This window comes from Streptomyces sp. NPDC002133, from assembly GCF_040296405.1.
Lineage (GTDB): Bacteria > Actinomycetota > Actinomycetes > Streptomycetales > Streptomycetaceae > Streptomyces.
Map to the genome: position 1 here is coordinate 1 of NZ_JBEOXF010000007.1, position 19,921 is coordinate 19,921.

Sequence of the window (19,921 nt, forward strand, 5' to 3'; positions counted from 1 at the left end):
CTCCCTATCCGGTGCGGCCCACTACGTCCTGACCACTTCCCGGGGGACCTCGGAGCAAGCGTGACCGATCACCGTGAGGCGCCCTGTGGGACCGGCGCGCACGGAGGCGGACTCCCTTACGGGCGCGAGCCGATAGGGCCTGGCGGGCGGGCTCCGCACCGCGCCCGTCCGGTCCATGGCCCCGGGTTCCCCGCGTGCTTCACGGGTGCCGGGGCGCCACCCGGTGTCTTTGTGACGCGACGCCAGGAAGGGTGTCGGTGATGTCGGATTTCGCACCCCGCTTCGAAATGGAGCCCTTCCCTCCTTACAATTCGCGGCTGTGAGCCACCAGGAGAACGCAGTCTTCGTCGACGCCTCGGGGCGCCGGCGCCGCTTCATGAAATATGCGTCGGTTGCCGTCGGCGCCGCGTGCGTCTGTTTTGTCGCCGTTGTTCTGGCCGGGCTCTTCGGTGCCGGACCGGCCGGTGGCCCGCTGCCCTGGAGCCAGAGCCGGGAGGAGGCGTCCCCGACGGCGGAGCCGCCGCCGTCCACCGCCGAGTCCGGGGAGCCTGCCGAGGACGACCCCGGCAGTGACCCCGTCGGGGATCCGATATCCGACCGGACCTCTCCCTCGGCCTCCGCCTCCCCGGGCTCCGGCGCGTCGACGAGACCCGGCGCCGACGCACCCGTCCCGTCCGCCACCACCCAGGCGCCCCCGGCGGGAGCTCCCACGGCGAGCGCCCCGCCCGGAAACTCGGGCAACGCTCCCCGGCACACGCCCACCGCCGAGGGCAAGGGGCCCAAGTGACCCGGCACGCGATACGCCGGGATCCCCGCGCTCACTGGGTGCTGCTGACGCTCACCCTGGCCGTCGTCGCCACGGCCCTGCTCTTCAGCGGTTACGGGAGGCACGAGATTGCGCCGACGGCCGCGCCGACCGCCCAGTGCCCGGCGGAGCCGGAGGTGCCGTTCGCGAACGGGCCCGTCATGCGTCAGGACCCGAAGACCGGCGGAGTCCTCGCGACCCGGATGCCCGCAGGCACCGTCGCTCTCACCTACGACGGAGGGCCCGACCCTGCCTGGACCCCACGTCTGCTCGATGTGCTGAAGCAGCGCCAGGTCAAGGCCACCTTCTTCCTCACCGGCACCCAGGCCGCCGCCCACCCCGACCTCGTGCGCCGGATCAAGGACGAGGGCCACGAGATCGGCTCGCACACCTACACGGACGCGAACCTCGCCGGCCTCTCCGTGCCCCGTATCCGTCTGGAACTCGCCCTCACCCAGAACGTCCTGGCCGGCACCGCCGGCGTCGGAACCCATCTGCTGCGCCTCCCGCACACCGAGGACGCCGCCTCGCTCTGCGACGACATGAGCGAGGCCGCGCGGCGCGCCATCGTCGACGGTTATGTCGTCGTCGTTGCCGACGAGCCCGCCCGGACCCCCGACCAGGGCGCCGTGCGCCAGTTCACCGGGTCGGCGGCCGCCGTCGCCGAGACCGAGCGACTGCTGACCGCCGGCCGCGGCGACCAGGTCAGGTACACGACCGTCGGCGCCGGTCTCGGTCTCCCGGGCACGACGTACGACGTCGGCACGGCCGCCGAGTGGCGGGGCGCCGCGGTCGTCCGTGCCCAGCAGGTCTCCCGGGCGTTCGCCGACGCCATGACCTGGTTCCTGGTCGCGGCCGGTGTGATCACCGCGGCCCGCCTGGTGATGCTGTTCACCGTCGCCCGGGTGCATGTGAAGCGCGTACGGGCCAAGCGCCCCCGGCGCCGCGGCACCCCGCGCTTCCCGCCGCTCACCGACCCGGTCTCGGTGATCGTCCCCGCGTACAACGAGGAAGCCGGCATCGAGGCGACCGTGCGTTCGCTGCTGGCCTCCACCCACCAGGCCGTCCAGATCATCGTCGTCGACGACGGCTCCACCGACCGGACCTTCGAGATCGCCGAGTCGATCGACGACCGCCGGGTCATGGTGATCCGCCAGGCCAACTCGGGGAAGGCCGCCGCCCTCAACGCCGGCCTCGCGTGGGCCCACTTCGACATCGTCGTGATGATCGACGGTGACACGGTCTTCGAGCCCGACGCGATCTTCCACCTCATTCAGCCGCTCGCCGATCCGCGCGTCGGCGCGGTCAGCGGCAACACCAAGGTCGGCAACCGGCAGGGTGTCCTCGGCCGCTGGCAGCACCTCGAGTACGTCATCGGTTTCAACCTCGACCGTCGCATGTTCGACGTCATGGAGTGCATGCCGACGGTTCCCGGGGCGATCGGCGCGTTCCGCCGCGACGCCGTCGTGGGCGTCGGCGGCGTCAGCGAGGACACCCTCGCCGAGGACACCGACCTCACCATGGCCCTGTGCCGGGCCGGCTGGCGTGTGGTCTACGAGGAGTCGGCCATCGCATGGACCGAGGCTCCCTCGACCGTGCGGCAACTGTGGAAGCAGCGCTACCGCTGGTGCTACGGAACGCTGCAGGCCATGTGGAAGCACCGCGGCGCGCTGCTGGAGCGGGGTGCAGGCGGCAAGCTCGGCCGCCGGGGCCTGTCCTATCTGCTGCTGTTCCAGACGGTCCTGCCGCTGCTCGCCCCGCTCGTCGACGTCTTCGCCCTGTACGGACTGCTGTTCCAGGGCGCGGGTCAGGCGGCGGCGGTCTGGCTCGCCTTCACCGCGGTCCAGGTCTTCAGCGCGGTGTACGCGCTGCGCCTGGACCGGGAGAAGTTCGAGCCCTTGTGGACCCTGCCGCTCCAGATCTTCGTCTACCGGCAGCTGATGTATCTGGTCGTCGTCCAGTCGGTGGTCACCGCCCTGCTGGGCAACCGACTCCGGTGGCAGCGCCTGCAGCGCACGGGCTCGGCGACGGACGTCCTGGAGGATCGCGGAACGGTGCGTGCCTGACAGGGGCCCCCGTCGTACCTGACGCGGAGACGCTGATCCAGCTCACTCCGTCGGTTTCGGTTCATCGACCTTGGTCGGATCGCCTGTGTTCGACACGATGACGGCCAGCAGCTTTGCCGGTTCCGTCGAGCTCACGTTCTCCGTGAGCGCGTGGTAGGAGTTCGGCGGTTCGACCCAGTGCTCGCCGGCGCGGTAGGTGCGGACCGGCTCGTTGTCGAGCTGGCTGCGCACGGTGCCCTCGAGCACGTAGGCGTAGACGAACGCCTCGCCATGGCGATGCGGCACCGCGCGTGCGGAGGGCGGGAAGTCGACGATCTCCGAGGTGAAGGTCTTGCCCGGGACATTCGGAAGTCCCTGCTCAAGGAGCACCTTCACCGTCTCGGCGGGCGGCGTGGCCTGCGTGGGGGACGTCGTTGGTGTGGGTGGTGAGGGCTGCTCGGTCCCAGAGACTGCCGCCTTCGCCGCGGATGGCTCGGCAGCAGTCGCTCCCCCTGCCGCGGGGACGAATGCGGCGGTCGCGGCCACCATGCCGGCAGCCAGACACCGCAAGGCACGTCGTGTTTCGATCATGACGTCGAACCTCCGAACCTACTCGACGGTCATCGACCAGCGCGCAGATCCCCCATCATCTGTGAGGAACCGCCCTCCCGCGACTTCGCGGTCATCGGTCCCGGCGGCCTCCCCGTACCGAGCGTCCCGCCAGCACGTCCGTCCGCTTCCCGTCCTCGATCACGAACCTGCCGTCGATCAGGACGTGCGGAATGCCGACCGGGAGGGTGCGCGGCTCCTCGTACGTCGAACCCGCCGCGACCGTGTCCGGGTCGAAGATCACGAGGTCGGCGCGGTAGCCCTCGCGCACGTGACCCCGGTCGGCGAGGCGGAGCCGGGCCGCCGGCCGCGAGGTCAGATGGGCCACCGCCTCCTCCAGGGAGAGGACGCCGAGTTCGCGGGCGTACCGGCCGAGGTACTGCGGGAAGGTGCCGTACGCGCGCGGGTGCGGCTTGTCGCCCTGGAGGATGCCGTCGCTGCCGCCCGTGTGGACGCGGTGCCGCATGATCGCCCGGACGTTCTCCTCATGGCCGACGTGCTGCAGGATCGTCGAGCCGAGCCGGTCGTCGAGGAGGAGCCGGCGGGCCGTGGCCCAGCCGTCCAGCCGGGTGCCGACATGTCCGGCGAGAGCGGGGTCGCTCACCCCGGAGATCTCGATGGTGTCCCAGTCCATCGGGACCCCGTGACAGCCGTCCGAGCCGACGACCTCGAGGTGGTGGCGGATCTGCTCGGCGGTCCCGTCGTCGCGGAGGCGGGCGAGGACCGCCTCGGGGCCGCCCTCGTTCGCCCAGCTCGGCAGGAGCGCGACGAGCGTCGTGCAGCCCGGGGTGTACGGGTAGGTGTCGAGGGAGATGTCGGCGCCCGTGTCGAGCGCCTCGTCGAGCAGGGCCAGCAGCTCCGGCGCACGGCCCTCGTTCACGCCGAAGTTCATGGTGGCGTGCGCGAGATGGAGGGCGCAGCCGGCCTCGCGGGTGAGGCCGACCATCTCCTCGTACGCCTCCAGGGCGCCCGCACCGTACGAGCGGTGGTGGGGGCAGTAGTAGCCGTCGTAGCGCGCCACCACCCGGCACAGCTCGGTGAGTTCGGCGTCGTTCGCGTACATGCCCGGGGTGTAGGTGAGACCCGACGACATGCCGACGGCGCCCTGTTCCAGGCCCTCGGCGACGAGCTGCTTCATGCGGCGCATCTCGTCCGCCGTGGCGGGGCGGTCGTCCCAGCCGACGGCGTACATCCGCACCGTGCCCTGGGGGACGAGGTAGGCGGCGTTGACGGCGATGCCCCGGCCGCCGAAGTTCCGGTCGAGGCGGTCCAGGTACTCGCCGACGGTCCGCCAGTCGAAGTCGATGTCCGAACCGTCACCGTTCCAGCCGGTGATGGCCCGGCGGACCTCGCCGAGCGTGCGGTCGTCGACGGGCGCGTACGACAGCCCGTCCTGGCCGAGGACTTCGAGCGTCACGCCCTGAGCGGCCTTGGCGCTGTGGTCCGGGTCGCGGAGCAGCGCGAGGTCGCTGTGCGCGTGCATGTCGATGAAGCCGGGGGAGAGGGCGAGGCCGTCGGCGTCGACGATGCGACGGGCGGTGGGGCGTGGGCCGCCCTGCCCTTCGGGGTGGATCGCGGTGATCCGGCCGTCCGTGATGCCGACGTCGGCGCGGTAGGAGGCGCCGGCGGTGCCGTCGATGACACGCGCGTCGCGGATGACGAGGTCCATGGGGGTGCCTTTCTGCGGGTGGGGGCGCCTGCGGTGGGCCTTCTCGCCGCCGCTCCCCTATGCCCTGCGGCGTGGGGGACCCCCACCTCCCGAACCGGGGCTCGGCCCAGGACCCGGGCGTGCCGGTACCGCCCGGTGGTCCGGGATGCCCGTGCTCGGACGCCGGACGGGCCGGGCTCGTGCCCGGTGGCGGAGCCCCGAGGGCGGGTCCGGGGCGGAGCCCCGGTGGTGGCCGGGCCCCGGTTCGGGAAGGGGGAGGGACGGGGGCGGGGAAGGGGAAGGGGAACCTGGGATCAGAAGAACGTACGGATGTAGTCCGTGACCGTGCCGTCCGCCTCCACCAGCGGAATCAGCTGCCACTTGTCGAACGACGTGCACGGATGCGACAACCCCATCCCGAGCCAGTCCCCGACCTCCAGGTCCGCCCCCTCGTCCGTCCGCACCCACCCGTGCTGGTCCGACAGGCCGGTGACCGTGATGCCGGTCGCGGGACGGAGTTCGCCGTCACGGGCGTCCCGTACGACCTGGGCCTCGGGCAGGTCGAGGTCGTACGCGGCGTCGCGCTTGCCCGCGTTGGTGAACGCCTGCTGCGGCGTCGGGCGCGAGACGACCTGGGCCCAGAGCCGGAACGCGGGCTCCAGGGCGCCCTCCTGGGGCACGCGGTTGAAGGGCGTCAGGTGCTTGTAGTGGCCGTCGTCGTGCGAGACGTACGCGCCGGAACGCAGGAGCTTCAGCACCGGAGCGGACAGCTCCGGGATCTCCGCGAAGACGTCGGCGACGGCGTCGAACCAGGCGCTGCCGCCCGCGCTGACGACGATCTCCTCGGCACCGGCGAACCGGCCGTCCTTGTCGAAGGCCGCTGCGAGCGTGACGAGTCGGCGCAGCCAGTCCCGTACCCGCTCGGTGGTCGCGTCGGGGACCTCGCCCTCGTAGCCCGCGACGCCGGCGAGGCGCAGGGTCCCGGTGGCGGCGACCGCATCGGCGACGGCGGTGCAGTCGGCCTCCGTGCGGGCGCCGGTACGGGCGCCGTCGCCCGCGCCGAGTTCGACGACGACCTCCACGGGGCGGGTGGCGCCGGCCGCCGTGAGGGCCTCGTCCATCAGCTCGACGCCGCGCACGGAGTCGACGTAGCAGACGAGCCGGAAGTCCGGGTCTCGGTCCAGCTCGCCCGCGAGCCAGCGCAGCGCCGCGGCGTCGACGAGCTCGTTCGCGAGGAAGATCCGCTCGATGCCGTAGGCGCGGTACACGCGGACCTGGTGCGGCACGGCGGCGGTGATGCCCCATGCGCCGCGCTCCAGCTGGCGGGCGAAGAGCTGTGGCGACATGGATGTCTTGCCGTGCGGCGCGAAGGCGAGGCCGTGGCGCTCGGCGTACGTCTCGAGGAGGGCGAGGTTGTGCTCCAGGGACTCCGCGGAGAGGGCGAGGACGGGAGTGGTGAAGCCGCCGGTGAAGAGGTTGCGGCGCTGGGCGGCCAGCTCGCCGACGGTGAGGCCCTCGGCATCCGGCGGGAGCGCCTTGAAGCGGTGGTCGACGCGCTCGTTCGCGAGCTGCTCGACGGCGTTGTCGGCGGGCATGGGAGCCTCCTCGAAGAGTACGGTTGCAGTATGTGCAACGGTCATTGCGCATATCGCTCTACGCTGTCTAACATCCGGGCCAATGCCGGGTCAATGGACCCGCACGACCAGTGAGGAGTGCCAGGGTGACCGGAACAGCGGCCGCCGACGCGGCCGTGGACGCGTGTCTCGCCTCGGCCGTCGCCCCGGGCGACGTCGTGGACGCGGGGGACGTCGTGGACGTCGTCTGTCTCGGCGAGTCCATGGTCACGTTCCTGCCCTCGCAGCCCGGCCGCCTCGCCGACGTGCCCTCCTTCGTCCGCACCATCGGCGGTGCCGAGTCGAACGTCGCGTGCGCGCTGGCGGCCGCCGGGCACCGCGCGAAGTGGGTCAGCAGGGTCGGTTCCGACGGCTTCGGCGACCATCTGATCGCCGCCGTCGCGGCGTACGGAGTCGACACCTCCGCCGTCCACCGCGACTCCGTCCGTCCCACGGGCATCTACTTCCGCACCGCGACCGACCGCGCCACGGACACGCACGAGGTCCTCTACTACCGGGCCGGTTCGGCGGCTTCCGCGATGTCGCCGGAGAACGTTCCGTACGAGGATCTCGCGCGGGGCCGCATTCTCCACCTCTCCGGCATCACGGCGGCCCTGTCCCCGGACTGCCTCGGCCTGATGCGCGCCCTGACCGCCCGCCGCCCCGGCCGCCCCCTCGTCTCCTTCGACGTCAACCACCGCCCCGGCCTCTGGCGCGAGGACCCCGCCGTCCTCCTCGACCTGGCGCGCGGCGCGGACCTCGTCTTCGTCGGCGAGGACGAGGCGGAGGAGGCGTGGGGCCTGCGGGGAGCGGAGGTGATCCGTGCGGCGCTCCCCGAGCCGGAAGTCCTGGTGGTGAAGCAGGGTGCGCGGGGCGCGACGGCTTACGCCCGCCGCGCTCGCCCCGAACCCGCGCCGGGGGACCTGCCCCCGGACACATTCACCTCCGTCCCCGACACCGTCACCTCCGTCCCCGCCCCCACGGTCGACGTCGTCGCCCCCGTCGGCGCCGGCGACGCCTTCGCCGCGGGGTTCCTCTCCGCCACCCTCCGCGGCCTCGGCGACACGGCGCGCCTGCGCCTCGGGCACCTGACGGCCGCCGCCACCCTCACCGTCCCCGGCGACCTCGGCACCCCGCCGCCCACCCCTTACGCCGACCGCCTCGCCGCCCTCGACGACGACGCCTGGGGGAGACTGCACCTCGGCCCCGGCTGGACGGCAGCCGCGCAGGCCACGGAGGAGGTACGTACGTCATGAGCCAGACCGTCGACCGCGCCCTGAGCATCCTGCCGCTGCTCGCGCAGGGCCCCGCGGACCTCGGGCAGGTCGCCGACCGCCTCGGCGTCCACAAGTCCACCGCGCTGCGGCTCCTGCGCACCCTCCACGAGCACGGCCTCGTCTACCGCCAGCAGGACCAGCGCTACCGGCTCGGTGCCCGCCTCTTCGCCCTCGCCCAGGAGGCCGTCGAGAACCTCGACATCCGCGAGATCGCCCATCCCCACCTCATGGCCCTCAACGAGCGGACCGGGCACACCGTCCACCTCGCCGTGCACGAGGAGGGCGAGGTCCTCTACATCGACAAGGTCGAGAGCCGCTACCCGGTCCGGATGTACTCCCGTATCGGCAAGCCCGTCGCGATCACCGTCGCGGCCGTGGCGAAGCTCCTGCTCGCCGACTTCCCCGAGCCCGAGCGCCGCGCCATCGCCGCGAGGCTCGACTACCCCATGTACACGCCCCGTTCGATCCCGAACGCCGCCGCCTTCCTCAAGGAACTGGCGACCGTACGCGAACAGGGCTGGGCCACCGACCTCGGTGGCCACGAGGAGTCCATCAACTGCATCGGGGCCCCCATCCGCGGTGCGGACGGCCGCGTCGTCGCCGCCATGTCGGTGTCCGCGCCGAATGTCGTCGTCACGGCCGAAGAACTCCTCACCCTGCTCCCGCTGGTGCGCCGCACCGCCGACGCCATCACCCGGGAGTACTCCGGCACTGCCCCCAACTCCTAGACCGGCCCACCCCCGAAGGACCACGCATGACCGAGAAGACCGCGATCACGCCCCCGACCCACACCGCCCCGCCCGCCAAGTTCTCCCACGGCGTCCGCAAGGGGAACATCCTCCAGGTCGCCGGCCAGGTCGGCTTCCTCCCCGCCGTCGAGGGCCGGGCCCCCACGCCCGCCGGCCCGACCCTGCGCGAGCAGACCCTCCAGACCCTCGCCAATGTCAAGGCGGTCCTGGAGGAGGGCGGCGCGAGCTGGGACGACGTGATGATGATGCGCGTCTATCTCACGGACACGGGCCACTTCGCCGAGATGAACGAGATCTACAACGCCTACTTCGAGGAGCAGGGCCTCAAGGAGGCCCCCGCAGCCCGGACGACGGTCTATGTCGGTCTCCCCGCCGGCCTCCTCATCGAGATCGACGCTCTGGCGGTCCTCGGCTGACCCGCCGCTCGGCGACCTGCCGGCCCGCTGACCGGCCGAGCGGCTGACCCCTGAGCCGATCCCTGAGCTGATCCCCCTGAAGCACATGCCTCACGGCACGGCGCCCACCCCTACGGCGCCGTGCCGCGCTCCCCCCTACCCAAAACCGAGGTCTCCTGCCATGCTGCTCGCCGCCGACGCACCTCCACCACCCACGCCCCACACAGGCGGACTGCTCCACCTCATACCCGGTACAGCGGGACTGCTGACCGTCGCCGCCCTCGGCATCGCGCTTCTCCTCGTCCTGATCATCAAGGTCAGGGTGCAGCCGTTCGTCGCGCTCCTCGCCGTCTCCATAACCGTCGGCCTCGCCGCCGGCCTGTCCGTCACCGAACTCTTCGGCACCGTCCAGAAGTCCGCCGCCGTATCGGTCATCGAGTCCGGCATGGGCGGCATCCTCGGCCATGTCGCGATCATCATCGGCCTCGGCACGATGCTCGGCGCGATCCTCGAAGTGTCCGGCGGTGCCGAGGTCCTGAGCTCCCGTCTGCTCGGCCTCTTCGGCGAGAGGCGCGCCCCGCTGGCCATGGGCCTGACCGGCCTCATCTTCGGCATCCCGGTCTTCTTCGACGTCGGCATCTTCGTCCTCGCGCCGATCGTGTACGCCGCCGCCAAGCGGTCCGGCAAGTCGATCCTGCTGTACGCGATGCCGCTCCTCGCGGGCCTGTCGATGACCCACGCCTTCCTCCCGCCGCACCCCGGCCCGGTCGCCGCGGCCGGCCTGCTGCACGTCTCGCTCGGCTGGGTCATCCTCATGGGCATCGTGGTCGGCATCCCGGCCGTCCTCGTCGCCTGGGTCTACGCCGCCTGGATCGGCAGGCGTCTCTTCGTCCCCGTACCGGAGGACATGGTCGAGGCCGCGGAGGACGCCAAGGCGGCCGTCGCCGCCGAACAGGCCGCCGCGGGCCGCGCGCCGCAGGAGTCACCGGTCTCCCTGGCGACCGTCCTCACCATCATCGGGACGCCGCTGGTGCTCATCCTCGCCGCGACGTTCTCCTCCATCGCGCTGGACGAGTCCACCCTGCGCTCGGTCATCGAGTTCTTCGGCAGCCCCTTCGTCGCCCTGACGATCGCCCTCTTCATGGCGTACTACCTGCTGGGCATCCGCCGCGGCTGGTCCCGCAAGTCCCTGGAATCGGTGTCGACGCAGTCCCTGAAGCCGGTCGGCAACATCCTGCTCGTCGTCGGCGCAGGCGGCGTCTTCGGAGCGGTCCTCAAGGCGAGCGGTGTCGCCCAGGCCCTCTCCGACACCTTCAACGACGTCGGCCTCCCGATCATCGTCCTCGCCTACCTGATCTCCCTCGTCCTGCGCGTCGCCCAGGGCTCGGCGACCGTCGCGATCGTGACGACCGCGGGCATCGTCCTGCCGCTCGTGGAGGGCGGCGACCACTCGCAGGCGTTCCTCGCGCTGGTCATCATGGCGATCTCGGCGGGCTCGATCTTCGCCTCGCACGTCAACGACGGAGGCTTCTGGATCGTGGCGAAGTACTTCGGCATCTCGGAGCGGGACACCTTGAAGTCCTGGACGGTGCTGGAGTCGGTCCTGTCCGTGGCGGGCTTCGCGGTGGCGGCGGCGCTGAGCCTGGCCGTCTAGCGGCTGCTGACAGCGAGGGGCCGCCCGGGACTTCCGTCCCGGGCGGCCTCTCGGCCTCTCGGCCTCTCGGCCTCTCGGCCTCTCGGCCTCTCGGCCTCTCGGCCTCTCGGCCTTTATGCCGGTCCGGCGCGGGTCACCCCGACCCACGCGTCGGCGGTACCGCGGTCGACGCCCGGCCGGGCCGCGCGGGCGGCGGTCCGGCCGTCGTCGCACCCACCGGATGCCTGGTCAGTCGAAGAGTCCTTCGACGATGTCCTCGGCGATCTCGCCACCGACCTCTTCGGCCGCCTCTTCCACGATCTCTTCCACGATCTCTCCGAAGATGTCGTCCATGCTGAACCCTCCCTGACTGTTGCGCAGTGCGCTTGCCGTCGACCCGGACCACGTCGGTCCGAGGGGCCCGCACCACCGCGTGAGAGGTGCCGCGGACCCGTGGTCATCCCCTCAACGCCCTTTTGCGGGGCCGAGTTCCCGCAGATCGGCCCGGGAGCGCCGGCCGCCGGTGAAAGGTCGGTGGCATCGAGTTGGACGGTGTGCGTACGCTGCGCCGAGGGGGCTCAGCCGGTGCAGTACTGCGCCTCCTTGCCGATCGACCGGTACATGCAGTCCGAGTTCTCCAGCAGCTGCAGCACCGCGTCGCGGTTGCGGCTCGTCTCGCGCTCGATCACCTCGTCGGGCGGGTAGAAACCGCCACCGCCGGTGCCCGTCGGGTACATCTCGAAGGTGTACGCGAAGATCTTCTGGTTGCCCCACAGCCAGTCGTCGATCGACCCGTCCGTGATGTACAGGTCGCTCGCCTGCTCGGCCGTGTAGCCGTTGCTCGCGGCCATCTTGCCGCCGACGGTGGCGAAGGCGTTGCGGTCGTCCTGGGTCAAGCCGGGGGCGGTGTCGGCCGTGGTGTAGCCGTACGGCCAGAGCACCAGCTCGCTGTACGTGTGGAAGTCGATCCCGGTCTTGATCTGCTGCTTTCCGCCGACGACGCGGGAGCGCACGAAGTCGGCGACGACCTTCACCTCGGGCGCGGACTCGGGGGCGGAGCCGCGGTAGGTCGCGGAGCTGGTGGAACCGGAGGAGCCGCCGCAGCAGCCCCACTTGAAGTTCCAGTTGCGGTTCATGTCGGTGCCGACGTACGACGAGCCCGCGTTGGGCTGCCGGTTCTTGCGCCAGCTGCGGTAGGAGCCGGTGGCGATGTCGTACTCGCCGCCGTCCGGGTTGAGGTCCGGCACGATCCAGATCTCGCGGCCGTTGACGGCGTTCGTGACGCGCGAGTCCGTTCCGTAGTCGTCTCCGAGCTCGCGCAGCAGATAGAGCGCCATCTCGACGGTGAGGTGCTCGCGGGCGTGCTGGTGGTGGGTGAAGAGGACCTCCGGCTCGTTCTCGTCCGTGCCGACGTTGTCGCTGATCTTGATGGCGACGATGTCGCGGCCCTGGTAGGACTTGCCGATCACCCGCTTGTTCATGATGTTCGGGTGGGCGGCGATGCGCTGGTCGATCTCCGCAGTCATCTCCGCGTAGTTGTGGTAGCGCGCATCGGCGGAGGGGAAGTCGAACGGCTGGGCTGCGGCGCCCGCCGCCTTGCGGTCGGGCGGTGCGGGCAGGGGTTCGAGTACGTGGCCTAGTGCTCGGAGGCGTCTCGCCTGGGCGGCGTTGGCGCTGACGACGATCGCGTGGTCGTCGGCCTCGTCGATCGAGACACCGGTCGCGGCGACGGCGGTGCGCTCGGCGACGGTCGACGGACCGTGGATCTCGTACTGACGGATCTCCTCCTCGGCCTCGGCTGCGGCTGCGGTCCCGGCGTCGGTGACGGTGGCGCGGATGCGGTCGGGGTCGTGGGCGGGCGCGGCGGTGGCCGTGAACGGGGCCGCCACGGCGAGAGCGAGCAGGGTCGCGAGGGCGGCGGACCGAGTGACGGACCTTCCGCCGCTGCCGCGTGTGCGAAGTCGCATGCGATCTCCTGGGTAGGGAGTGTGGGGGTGGCTCAGTGCGACATGTACGGCGTGCTTGTTGATGCGGGTGGGCACATGGTGAGCGTGTGGCATGCTCCGGTCAAGGGCACGCTTCGGCCACGAGTTCGATGATGAGCGGAAAGGCGGCCTCAACCATGGCGGACACGACGGAAGAAGACGCAGCATCGGACAACCGGGCGATGACCTCCCCGCCCCGCAAGGCGAGCTGGCGGTTCATCGGGCCGGGCATCGTCGTCGCCGCGACCGGCGTCGGCGCCGGTGACCTCGTCGCGACGCTGATCGCGGGCAGCAAGTTCGGCTACACCCTCCTGTGGGCCGCGGTCATCGGCTGCCTCGTCAAGATCTCCCTCGCGGAGGCCACCGGCCGCTGGCACCTGGCCACCGGACGCACCATGTTCGACGGCTGGCGCAGCCTCGGGGCCTGGACCTCCGTCTATTTCGGCATCTACGTCGTCGTCTGGGGCTTCATCTACGGCGCCACGGCCATGTCGTCGACCGCGCTGCCGCTGGCCGCGCTCTTCCCGGACACACCCGGCGGCCTCAAGACCTTCGCGATCGCCGCCGGCCTGATCGGCCTGGCCCTGGTCTGGTTCAACCGCTACGCACGCTTCGAGAAGCTGATGACGGTCCTCATCGGCATCAAGTTCCTGATCGTCGTGTACGTCGCCGCCCGCGTGGCCCCGGACCTGCCGGCCGCGCTCGCCGGCCTCGTGCCCGTCCTCCCGGACGGTTCGCTCTTCTACACCCTGGGCCTCATCGGCGGCGTCGGCGGCACGATCACCATGGCGGCGTACGGGTACTGGATCAACTCCAAGGGCTGGACCGACTCGTCCTGGATGAAGATGATGCGCCTGGACAACCGGGTCGCCTACCTCACGACCGGCGTCTTCGTCGTCGCCATGCTCATCATCGGCGCCGAGTTGCTGCACGCCTCGAACATCGCGCTGGCCGGCGGAGACAAGGGCCTGCTCGAACTGAGCAACGTTCTGGAGGAGCGCTTCGGCGTCTTCACCGCCAAGCTCTTCCTCGTGGGCTTCTGCGCCACCTCGTTCTCCGCGCTCGTCGGCGTCTGGCACGGGGTGAGCCTTCTCTTCGCCGACTTCACCGAGCGCATCGTGCGCACGCGCAAGGGCATCGAGGAGAACGCGGTCGAGGAGGTGGCCAAGGGCCGCCGCGAGCGCTCCTGGCCGTTCCGCGCGTACATGCTGTGGCTGACCTTCCCGCCCATGGGCCTGCTCTGGCTGGACCAGCCCTTCGGCCTCGTGATGGCGTACGGCGTCCTCGGCGCCTTCTTCATGCCGTTCCTCGCGCTGACCCTGATCTGGCTGCTCAACTCGTCCCGCACGCCGCGCGAGTGGCGCAACGGCTGGGTGAGCAACGGCATGCTGGCGGCGGCAGGGCTGCTGTTCGTCGTGCTGTGCGTGCAGCAGGTGCGGGACCTGCCCTGGTAGGGGCCCGGCTCCGGTCATACTTACGTACATGACCTATGGCGGCTACCCGGACCGGCACCACCCCCAGGGCGCACCCCCGCCCCCGCCGCCTCCGGGTTTCGGCCCCCCGCCCCCGCCGCCTCCGGGTTTCGGCCCCCCGCCCCCGCCGCCTCCGGGTTTCGGCCCCCCGATCCCGGTGCAGCCCGGCTACGGCCCGCCGCCACAGCAGGTGCAGCCGTTCCTGCCCGCCGGCCCGGAGTTCGTCGCGCACGACCGCCACAACTCGGTCATCGTCGACGAGTCGGGTGTGGCCCTGGAGATCCAGGACCACACCCTGGAGTTCCCCTGGGCGGGGATCAGCACCGTCCACTTCGCCCCGGCGCCCTTCGGGACCGTCCTCATGGTCGCTGTCGCGCATCCCGGCGGCATGCTCTACGAGTGCCGGATCGCCGCCCGGAAGCAGGCCGTCCTGCAGCAGTGGCTCGCCGAGCTCGGTCCCGTGCTCCACCACTACCTGGCGAACCGCCCACCGGCGCAGTAGCGGGCCGGTGAGCGGTTCGACGGGGGGGCCTGGCTGCCGTTACGGCAGGTTGCGCACGTGCGGCCCCACCGCGTTGGACCAGGCGTTCCCGGCGGTCGCGTCCCAGTTCGTGGACCAGGTCATCGCGCCGCGCAGGCTCGGGTACGTACGGGAGGGCCTGAAGGAGCCGCAGTTCGTGCCCCGGGTGAGGCAGTCGAGCGCGTTCTTCACGATCTGCGGGTCGACGTACCCGCTGCCCGCGCCCCGCGTGGAGGCCGGGACGCCGAGGCCGACCTGGGACGGGTCGAGGCCGCCCTCGAGCTGGATGCAGGCGAGCGCGGTGAGGAAGTCGACCGAGCCCTGCGAGTAGACCTTGCCGTCGCAGCCGAGCATCGAACCGCTGTTGTAGAACTGCATGTTGACGACTGTGAGGATGTCCTTCACGGCGAGGGCGGTCTTGAAGTACTCGGTGCCGGTGTTCTGCATGTCGATGGTCTGCGGCGCCATCGTCAGCACGAGCGAGGAGCCCGCCTTCTGCGAGAGCTGCCGGAGCGCCTTCGTCAGATAGGTGGAGTTGATCCCGTGCTCGAGGTCGATGTCGACGCCGCTGAAGCCGTAGCTCTGTATGAGTGCGTACGCGCTGTTGGCGAAGGCGGTCGCGGACGCGTCACTGTTGATCGTGACGTTGCCGCGCTCGCCGCCGATCGACAGGATCACCGACTTGCCCGCGCTCTTCTTGGCGCCGATGTCGCTCTTGAACTCGTCGACCGAGCCGTAGCCGACCGCCGGGTCGAGGTTGAAGGTGATCTCACCGGGCGTCGCGGTCGAGTCGGCGAAGGACACGGCGATGATGTCGTACTGCGACTGGACGTCGCGCAGCTTCTGCACGGTGGCGCCGTTGTTGAAGTTCTGCCAGTAGCCGGTCACCGCGTGCCTCGGCACGGCGGGGTTTCCGGGGTTGCCGCCGGCGGACGTCGTCGCGGTCACCGCGGCGGACTTCGCCGACTCGCCGGCCGCGTTGGTTGCGCTCACCTGGAACTGGTACGAGGTCGACGCGGCCAGCCCCGTCACGGTCGCCGAGGTACCGCTCACGGACTGCACCTTGGCGCCGTTGCGGTAGACGTTGTACCCGGTCGCCCCGGACGCCCCGTTCCAGCTCAGCGCGACGGACGACGAGGTCACCGATCCGACGGCCAGCCCACCCGGAGCGGGCGGCACGACCGGGTCGGGGTCACCGCCGCCGCCCCCGTCGGGCCCGAACACCGAGATGTCGTCGGCGTAGTAGGCGGCCTGTCCGTACCACCCGTGCGTGTACACGGTCACCGAGGTCGTGCTCGCGCCGGTCGTGAAGCCGGTGCTGAGCTGCTGCCACCCGGTGCTCCCGGGGGTCCACGTCGACACATCGGTCGTCCCGGTCCCGCTCGCCCCGAGATACACGTACGAGCCCTGCACCCAAGCACTCAGCTGGTAAGTCGAGTTGGGCTTCACGGGCACGGTCTGCGAACACTTCGCGTGGTCCTGCCCGGCAGGCGTCCCCTTGAGCGCGGCGGCCCCACCGTGCACGGGCGACGACACGACCGCCCCGCTCCCGCCGGTGCAGGTCCAGTTCGCGAGCCCGGACTCGAACCCCGCGTTCTTCGCGTTGTTCACATCGGCCGCTTGTGCGGTCCCGGCCCCGCCTGCGAGCCCGAGCCCGGCGCCCAGGGCCAGTGCCAGGACTCCGCCGAGCCACCTGCGGGTGCGGGTGGTGCGTTCCCTGAGGTTCGTGCGGTCCACTTGCTGCCTCCGGTGGGGGAGTTGGGGAGGAGGAGGTACGGGAAGGAACGGCGGCCACCGCTGGGCGTACAAGCTGGTCCAGACCAATCGGGTTGTCAAGACCTGTGGCACAGGGTCGTATACGGCGGAGTCATCGCCGAGCGCGGTGATCGGCAATACCGCCACCGGTTTCACGGCTCCCTCACAAGCGGGTTATCGCTCCCCAATCGACCTACAGTTGTTGCCTGTTCATCATTCAAGCTGCTTCAAGATCGGCATATCGATGATCTCGATCACAGGAATGGGAATGTGATCCTCCGGGTGCCCAATCTGTCCAGTTTTGATGTTGATTGCAGAGTCGTTTGCAGGGTGAGATCAAAAGTTGGGTGTTCTCCGGTCAGTAAGACGCGGATAAGGTGCTGATACAGCTGTACTGAGCAGTGAACGATCTGCGGCCCCCGGGACAACCCGGTGACCGGAGTGGACGGGGAACTCAGAGTGCCGACAGTCATTGCGGCCACCAGCGCTGACCTGGTGCTGCCGCCGACCGACCAACAGACACCCACCGCTGCCGTTTTCCAGTCGCCCGACATCCAGCCACTGGAGGACGCACTCACCGAGATGCATGTCCTGCTCGAACAGCATGGATATGTGGTCGCGGTCTACCCGTCGTCGGTGCCGCCGGCGCTGGAGCAGCGGATGTTCGCCGTTCGAGCCATGCTGGAGAGCGACCGCATCGCCCTGCTCCGATCGGACTTGCCGCCACTGGGCATCGCCGTCCTCGTGCGGCAGTTGCGTCAGCTCTCCATCTGCGACTTCAGTGCGGGCGTCGTGGCCTCCGCGGCCCGGCTGCTCTCGCACTACATCTACGCCGGCGCTGTTCTCAACTCCGTCGCCAAGCTCGACCGCGTGCCGGTGAGCCTGAAGTCGCATGCCAAGTCCTGGGTGCCCGGCTCCCAGTTCGCCGTGCTGGCGGGGCCGAGTCCCCAGCTGCTCAAGATCGGCCAGGGTGCCGGAGTTCTGGGTGGTCCCGAGTTCGGTACGCAACTGCTGATCGCCAAGGGACAGCTTCAGACGGAATGGGTCACCGGAACCCTCGCCCCGGCCTGGCAGGTCCAGGGCGTCCAGGAGGCAGGCCTGCCCGCAGACTCCCCCCGCTGGTGGGGTACCGGAAAACTGACGGAGTTCGCCGCGTTCCTGCCGGACATCTCCATCATCTACCAGCTGGTCTCATCCGTGCGGCGCGCCAGGTGCCACTGGTGCTCCATGGAGCTCATCGGTGACCGGTGCGGGTTCTGCTCCGCGCCACTCCCCGAGCCCGAGAACCAATCGGGTTCCTCGAGTGTCCTCAATCAAGGGTCTTCCGCACAGCCCAGGTCGTAGTTTCCCCCACGAATTGCGATCCGCACATCCCCTGTCCGCTCTGCCCCACGTATTCGAACGAGGTTGTACGGTCCATGAATTCCCGCCAGCGCCGCGGCGTCATACTCCTGCTGTTGTCGGTCCTGTGCGCCTTCGGTGCCTTCGTCGGCGTGCTTTCGGTGATCAGCGACGTGAACTCGAAGGTCGGTCCCGAAGTCACGGCATACGAGATCAAGACCGACGTGCCGCCCTACACGGCACTCAGCGCGAGCCAGTTCGAAAAGATCTCCATGCCCAAGCGCTGGCTCTCGGAGAACGCGGTGACCGATATCTCCGAGATCACTGGCAAGATCGCCGTGACCAGGCTCAACAAGGGCTCCCTGCTGCAGAACGACATGATCGTGAAGCGCCCCGCCCTTCAGCCCGGTGAGCAGGAGATCGCGATCATGATCGACGCGGCGACCGGCGTGGCAGGCAAGATCAAGCCGGACTCGAGGGTCAACATCTACGCCACTTTCGCCGGCGAACGTGACGGTGACCCCGCCCAGTCGAAGGTCATCGTGTCCAACGCGAAGGTTCTGGACGTGGGACAGCTCACCGCGCTGGAGCCGGACCGGGACAACAAGGGGAGCCAGGCCACCGAAGCCGTACCGATCACCTTCGCGCTCAACACGCTGGACGCCCAGCGCATCGCCTACGCCGAATCCTTCGCGGAGCACGTACGCCTTGCGCTGATCGGGCAGGGTGGCGACACCACGATCCGTCCGAGCGACCGCACGTACACGCTCGACAAGGACTAGTAAGGACAAGTGAGGATTGGATGACCACCAGGATCCTCCCGGCCGTCGGTGACGCCGACGCGGCCAGGTCCGTCACCACGCTGCTCAGCCAGCTGCCCGATGCGGAGCCCGCGGCTCCGGTCGGCGACTCGACACAGCTCATCGACACCCTCGCCCGCCTGGCCGGAGAGTCCCTCGACGAGCTGCCCGAGGTCGTGCTGGTGCACGAGCGGATCGGTCCGGTGCCGGCACTGGAGCTGATCCGGGAGGTCGCCCTGCGCTTTCCCGCCGTCGGAGTCGTGCTCATCACCGCCGACGCGAGCCCGGGCCTCTTCTCGGCCGCGATGGACTCGGGTGCCCGGGGCCTTGCCGCTCTGCCGCTGAGCTACGAGGAGCTGGCCAACCGGGTCCAGGCCGCGTCCCAGTGGTCCGTCGGCGTACGCCGTCACCTGGGCGCCGGTGGCGATGTCTTCACCGGCCCCGGCGGTACGGTCGTCACCGTCACCGGCTCCAAGGGCGGCGTCGGCGCGACCGTGACGGCGGTGCAACTCGCCCTGGCAGCCCGGGCCTCGGGGAACACTGTCGCCCTCGTGGACATGGATCTGCAGGCGGGTGACGTCGCCTCGTACCTCGATGTCCAGTTCCGCAGGTCGATCGTCGACCTCGCGGCGATCTCGGACATCTCGCCCCGTGTTCTGTCCGATGCCGTCTTCAGCCACACGACCGGGGTCGCCCTGTTGCTCGCCCCCGGAGAGGGCGAGCGAGGTGAAGAGGTCACCGACCGTGCGGCCCGGCAGATCGTGAGTGCGCTGCGTTCCCGGTACGAGGTGGTCGTCATCGACTGTGGCAGTCAGATGCACGGTGCCAACGCCGCGGCCATCGAGATGGCGGACATCGCGCTGCTCGTCACGACGCCGGATGTGGTGGCCGTGCGTGGCGCCAAGCGTGTCGTGCGGATGTGGGACCGGCTCCAGATCCGTAAGGCGGAGGAGACGGTGACTCTGGTGAACCGGTACACCCGCAACACCGAGATCCAGCCGCCTCTGATCCAGAAGATCACGGGTACGCGGATGGCGGGCATCGCCGTCCCCGCGAACTTCAAGGAACTCCAGGGCGCGGTCGATGCGGGACGCATGCATGAACTCGAGGCCAAGAGTGTGGTGAAGCAAGCACTGTGGGGCCTGGCAGGGGAGTTGGGTCTTGTGAAGATCCCCGAGGGCGCTGAGAAGAGCGGTAAGTTCCGAAACGACCGTGGCTCGATCGGGGGCCGTCGAAAGCGTGGAGAGAGGGAGGGGGCTCGCTGACCGATGGTG

At 70.2% G+C, this 19,921-nt stretch carries 16 protein-coding genes; 11 read left to right on the top strand and 5 right to left on the bottom strand.

Annotated features, from left to right (window positions below; all coding sequences use genetic code 11):
- Positions 1-319 precede the first annotated feature (319 nt).
- Both ABT078_RS10640 and ABT078_RS10645 read left to right on the top strand, forming a co-directional pair.
- Positions 320-787, top strand: coding sequence for a hypothetical protein (locus tag ABT078_RS10640; protein ID WP_351226039.1), 468 nt, complete (start codon positions 320-322; stop codon positions 785-787).
- Complete coding sequence (locus ABT078_RS10645) at positions 784-2,871, top strand: bifunctional polysaccharide deacetylase/glycosyltransferase family 2 protein (protein WP_351226041.1); 2,088 nt, start codon at positions 784-786, stop codon at positions 2,869-2,871. The genes ABT078_RS10640 and ABT078_RS10645 overlap by 4 nt, the downstream gene beginning before the upstream one ends.
- A 42-nt stretch (positions 2,872-2,913) precedes the next feature.
- Here the strand turns inward: ABT078_RS10645 and ABT078_RS10650 are convergent, their stop codons facing one another.
- The 3 genes from ABT078_RS10650 to ABT078_RS10660 form a co-directional block, all read right to left on the bottom strand.
- Complete coding sequence (locus ABT078_RS10650) at positions 2,914-3,441, bottom strand: cupin domain-containing protein (protein ID WP_351226043.1); 528 nt, start codon at positions 3,439-3,441, stop codon at positions 2,914-2,916.
- A 91-nt stretch (positions 3,442-3,532) separates the two neighbouring features.
- On the bottom strand, positions 3,533-5,128 hold the full coding sequence (locus ABT078_RS10655; RefSeq protein ID WP_351226045.1) for an N-acyl-D-amino-acid deacylase family protein: 1,596 nt from the start codon (positions 5,126-5,128) through the stop codon (positions 3,533-3,535).
- A gap of 293 nt (positions 5,129-5,421) precedes the next feature.
- Complete coding sequence (locus ABT078_RS10660) at positions 5,422-6,702, bottom strand: alanine racemase (protein ID WP_351226047.1); 1,281 nt, start codon at positions 6,700-6,702, stop codon at positions 5,422-5,424.
- A gap of 242 nt (positions 6,703-6,944) precedes the next feature.
- Here ABT078_RS10660 and ABT078_RS10665 point away from each other — a divergent pair, with 242 nt between their 5' ends.
- The 4 genes from ABT078_RS10665 (at position 6,945) to ABT078_RS10680 (ending at position 10,795) form a co-directional block, all read left to right on the top strand.
- Positions 6,945-7,976: a sugar kinase gene (locus ABT078_RS10665; protein WP_502981205.1), complete on the top strand. Its 1,032-nt coding sequence runs from the start codon at positions 6,945-6,947 to the stop codon at positions 7,974-7,976.
- Positions 7,973-8,725 (top strand): IclR family transcriptional regulator, encoded by a 753-nt coding sequence (locus ABT078_RS10670; RefSeq protein WP_351226049.1) that lies wholly within the window; start codon positions 7,973-7,975, stop codon positions 8,723-8,725. Before ABT078_RS10665 ends, ABT078_RS10670 begins: the two co-directional genes overlap by 4 nt.
- A 26-nt stretch (positions 8,726-8,751) precedes the next feature.
- Positions 8,752-9,162 (top strand): RidA family protein, encoded by a 411-nt coding sequence (locus tag ABT078_RS10675; protein WP_351226051.1) that lies wholly within the window; start codon positions 8,752-8,754, stop codon positions 9,160-9,162.
- Positions 9,163-9,322: 160 nt separating this feature from the next.
- The gene (locus ABT078_RS10680; protein ID WP_351226053.1) at positions 9,323-10,795 is read left to right on the top strand and encodes a GntP family permease; all 1,473 of its coding nucleotides are present in this window, start codon (positions 9,323-9,325) and stop codon (positions 10,793-10,795) included.
- Between the two features lie 557 nt (positions 10,796-11,352).
- On the opposite strand, the gene ABT078_RS10685 is transcribed toward ABT078_RS10680, so the two are convergent.
- The gene (locus tag ABT078_RS10685; RefSeq protein ID WP_351226055.1) at positions 11,353-12,741 is read right to left on the bottom strand and encodes a M14 family metallopeptidase; all 1,389 of its coding nucleotides are present in this window, start codon (positions 12,739-12,741) and stop codon (positions 11,353-11,355) included.
- 155 nt (positions 12,742-12,896) lie between these two features.
- Between ABT078_RS10685 and ABT078_RS10690 the strand changes: the two genes are divergently transcribed.
- Both ABT078_RS10690 and ABT078_RS10695 read left to right on the top strand, forming a co-directional pair.
- Positions 12,897-14,213 (top strand): Nramp family divalent metal transporter, encoded by a 1,317-nt coding sequence (locus ABT078_RS10690; protein ID WP_351226057.1) that lies wholly within the window; start codon positions 12,897-12,899, stop codon positions 14,211-14,213.
- 175 nt (positions 14,214-14,388) lie between these two features.
- Positions 14,389-14,733 (top strand): hypothetical protein, encoded by a 345-nt coding sequence (locus tag ABT078_RS10695; RefSeq protein WP_351226059.1) that lies wholly within the window; start codon positions 14,389-14,391, stop codon positions 14,731-14,733.
- 39 nt (positions 14,734-14,772) lie between these two features.
- On the opposite strand, the gene ABT078_RS10700 is transcribed toward ABT078_RS10695, so the two are convergent.
- Positions 14,773-16,488, bottom strand: coding sequence for a chitinase (locus tag ABT078_RS10700; protein ID WP_351226061.1), 1,716 nt, complete (start codon positions 16,486-16,488; stop codon positions 14,773-14,775).
- Positions 16,489-16,965: 477 nt separating this feature from the next.
- Between ABT078_RS10700 and ABT078_RS10705 the strand changes: the two genes are divergently transcribed.
- From ABT078_RS10705 to ABT078_RS10715, 3 genes are all read left to right on the top strand, one after another.
- Positions 16,966-17,850, top strand: coding sequence for a hypothetical protein (locus ABT078_RS10705; RefSeq protein WP_351226063.1), 885 nt, complete (start codon positions 16,966-16,968; stop codon positions 17,848-17,850).
- 74 nt (positions 17,851-17,924) lie between these two features.
- Entirely contained in the window at positions 17,925-18,629 is a 705-nt protein-coding gene (gene cpaB / locus ABT078_RS10710) for a Flp pilus assembly protein CpaB (protein WP_351226065.1), read from the top strand.
- 20 nt (positions 18,630-18,649) lie between these two features.
- The gene (locus ABT078_RS10715; protein WP_351226067.1) at positions 18,650-19,912 is read left to right on the top strand and encodes a CpaE/TadZ family protein; all 1,263 of its coding nucleotides are present in this window, start codon (positions 18,650-18,652) and stop codon (positions 19,910-19,912) included.
- Positions 19,913-19,921: the final 9 nt, after the last annotated feature.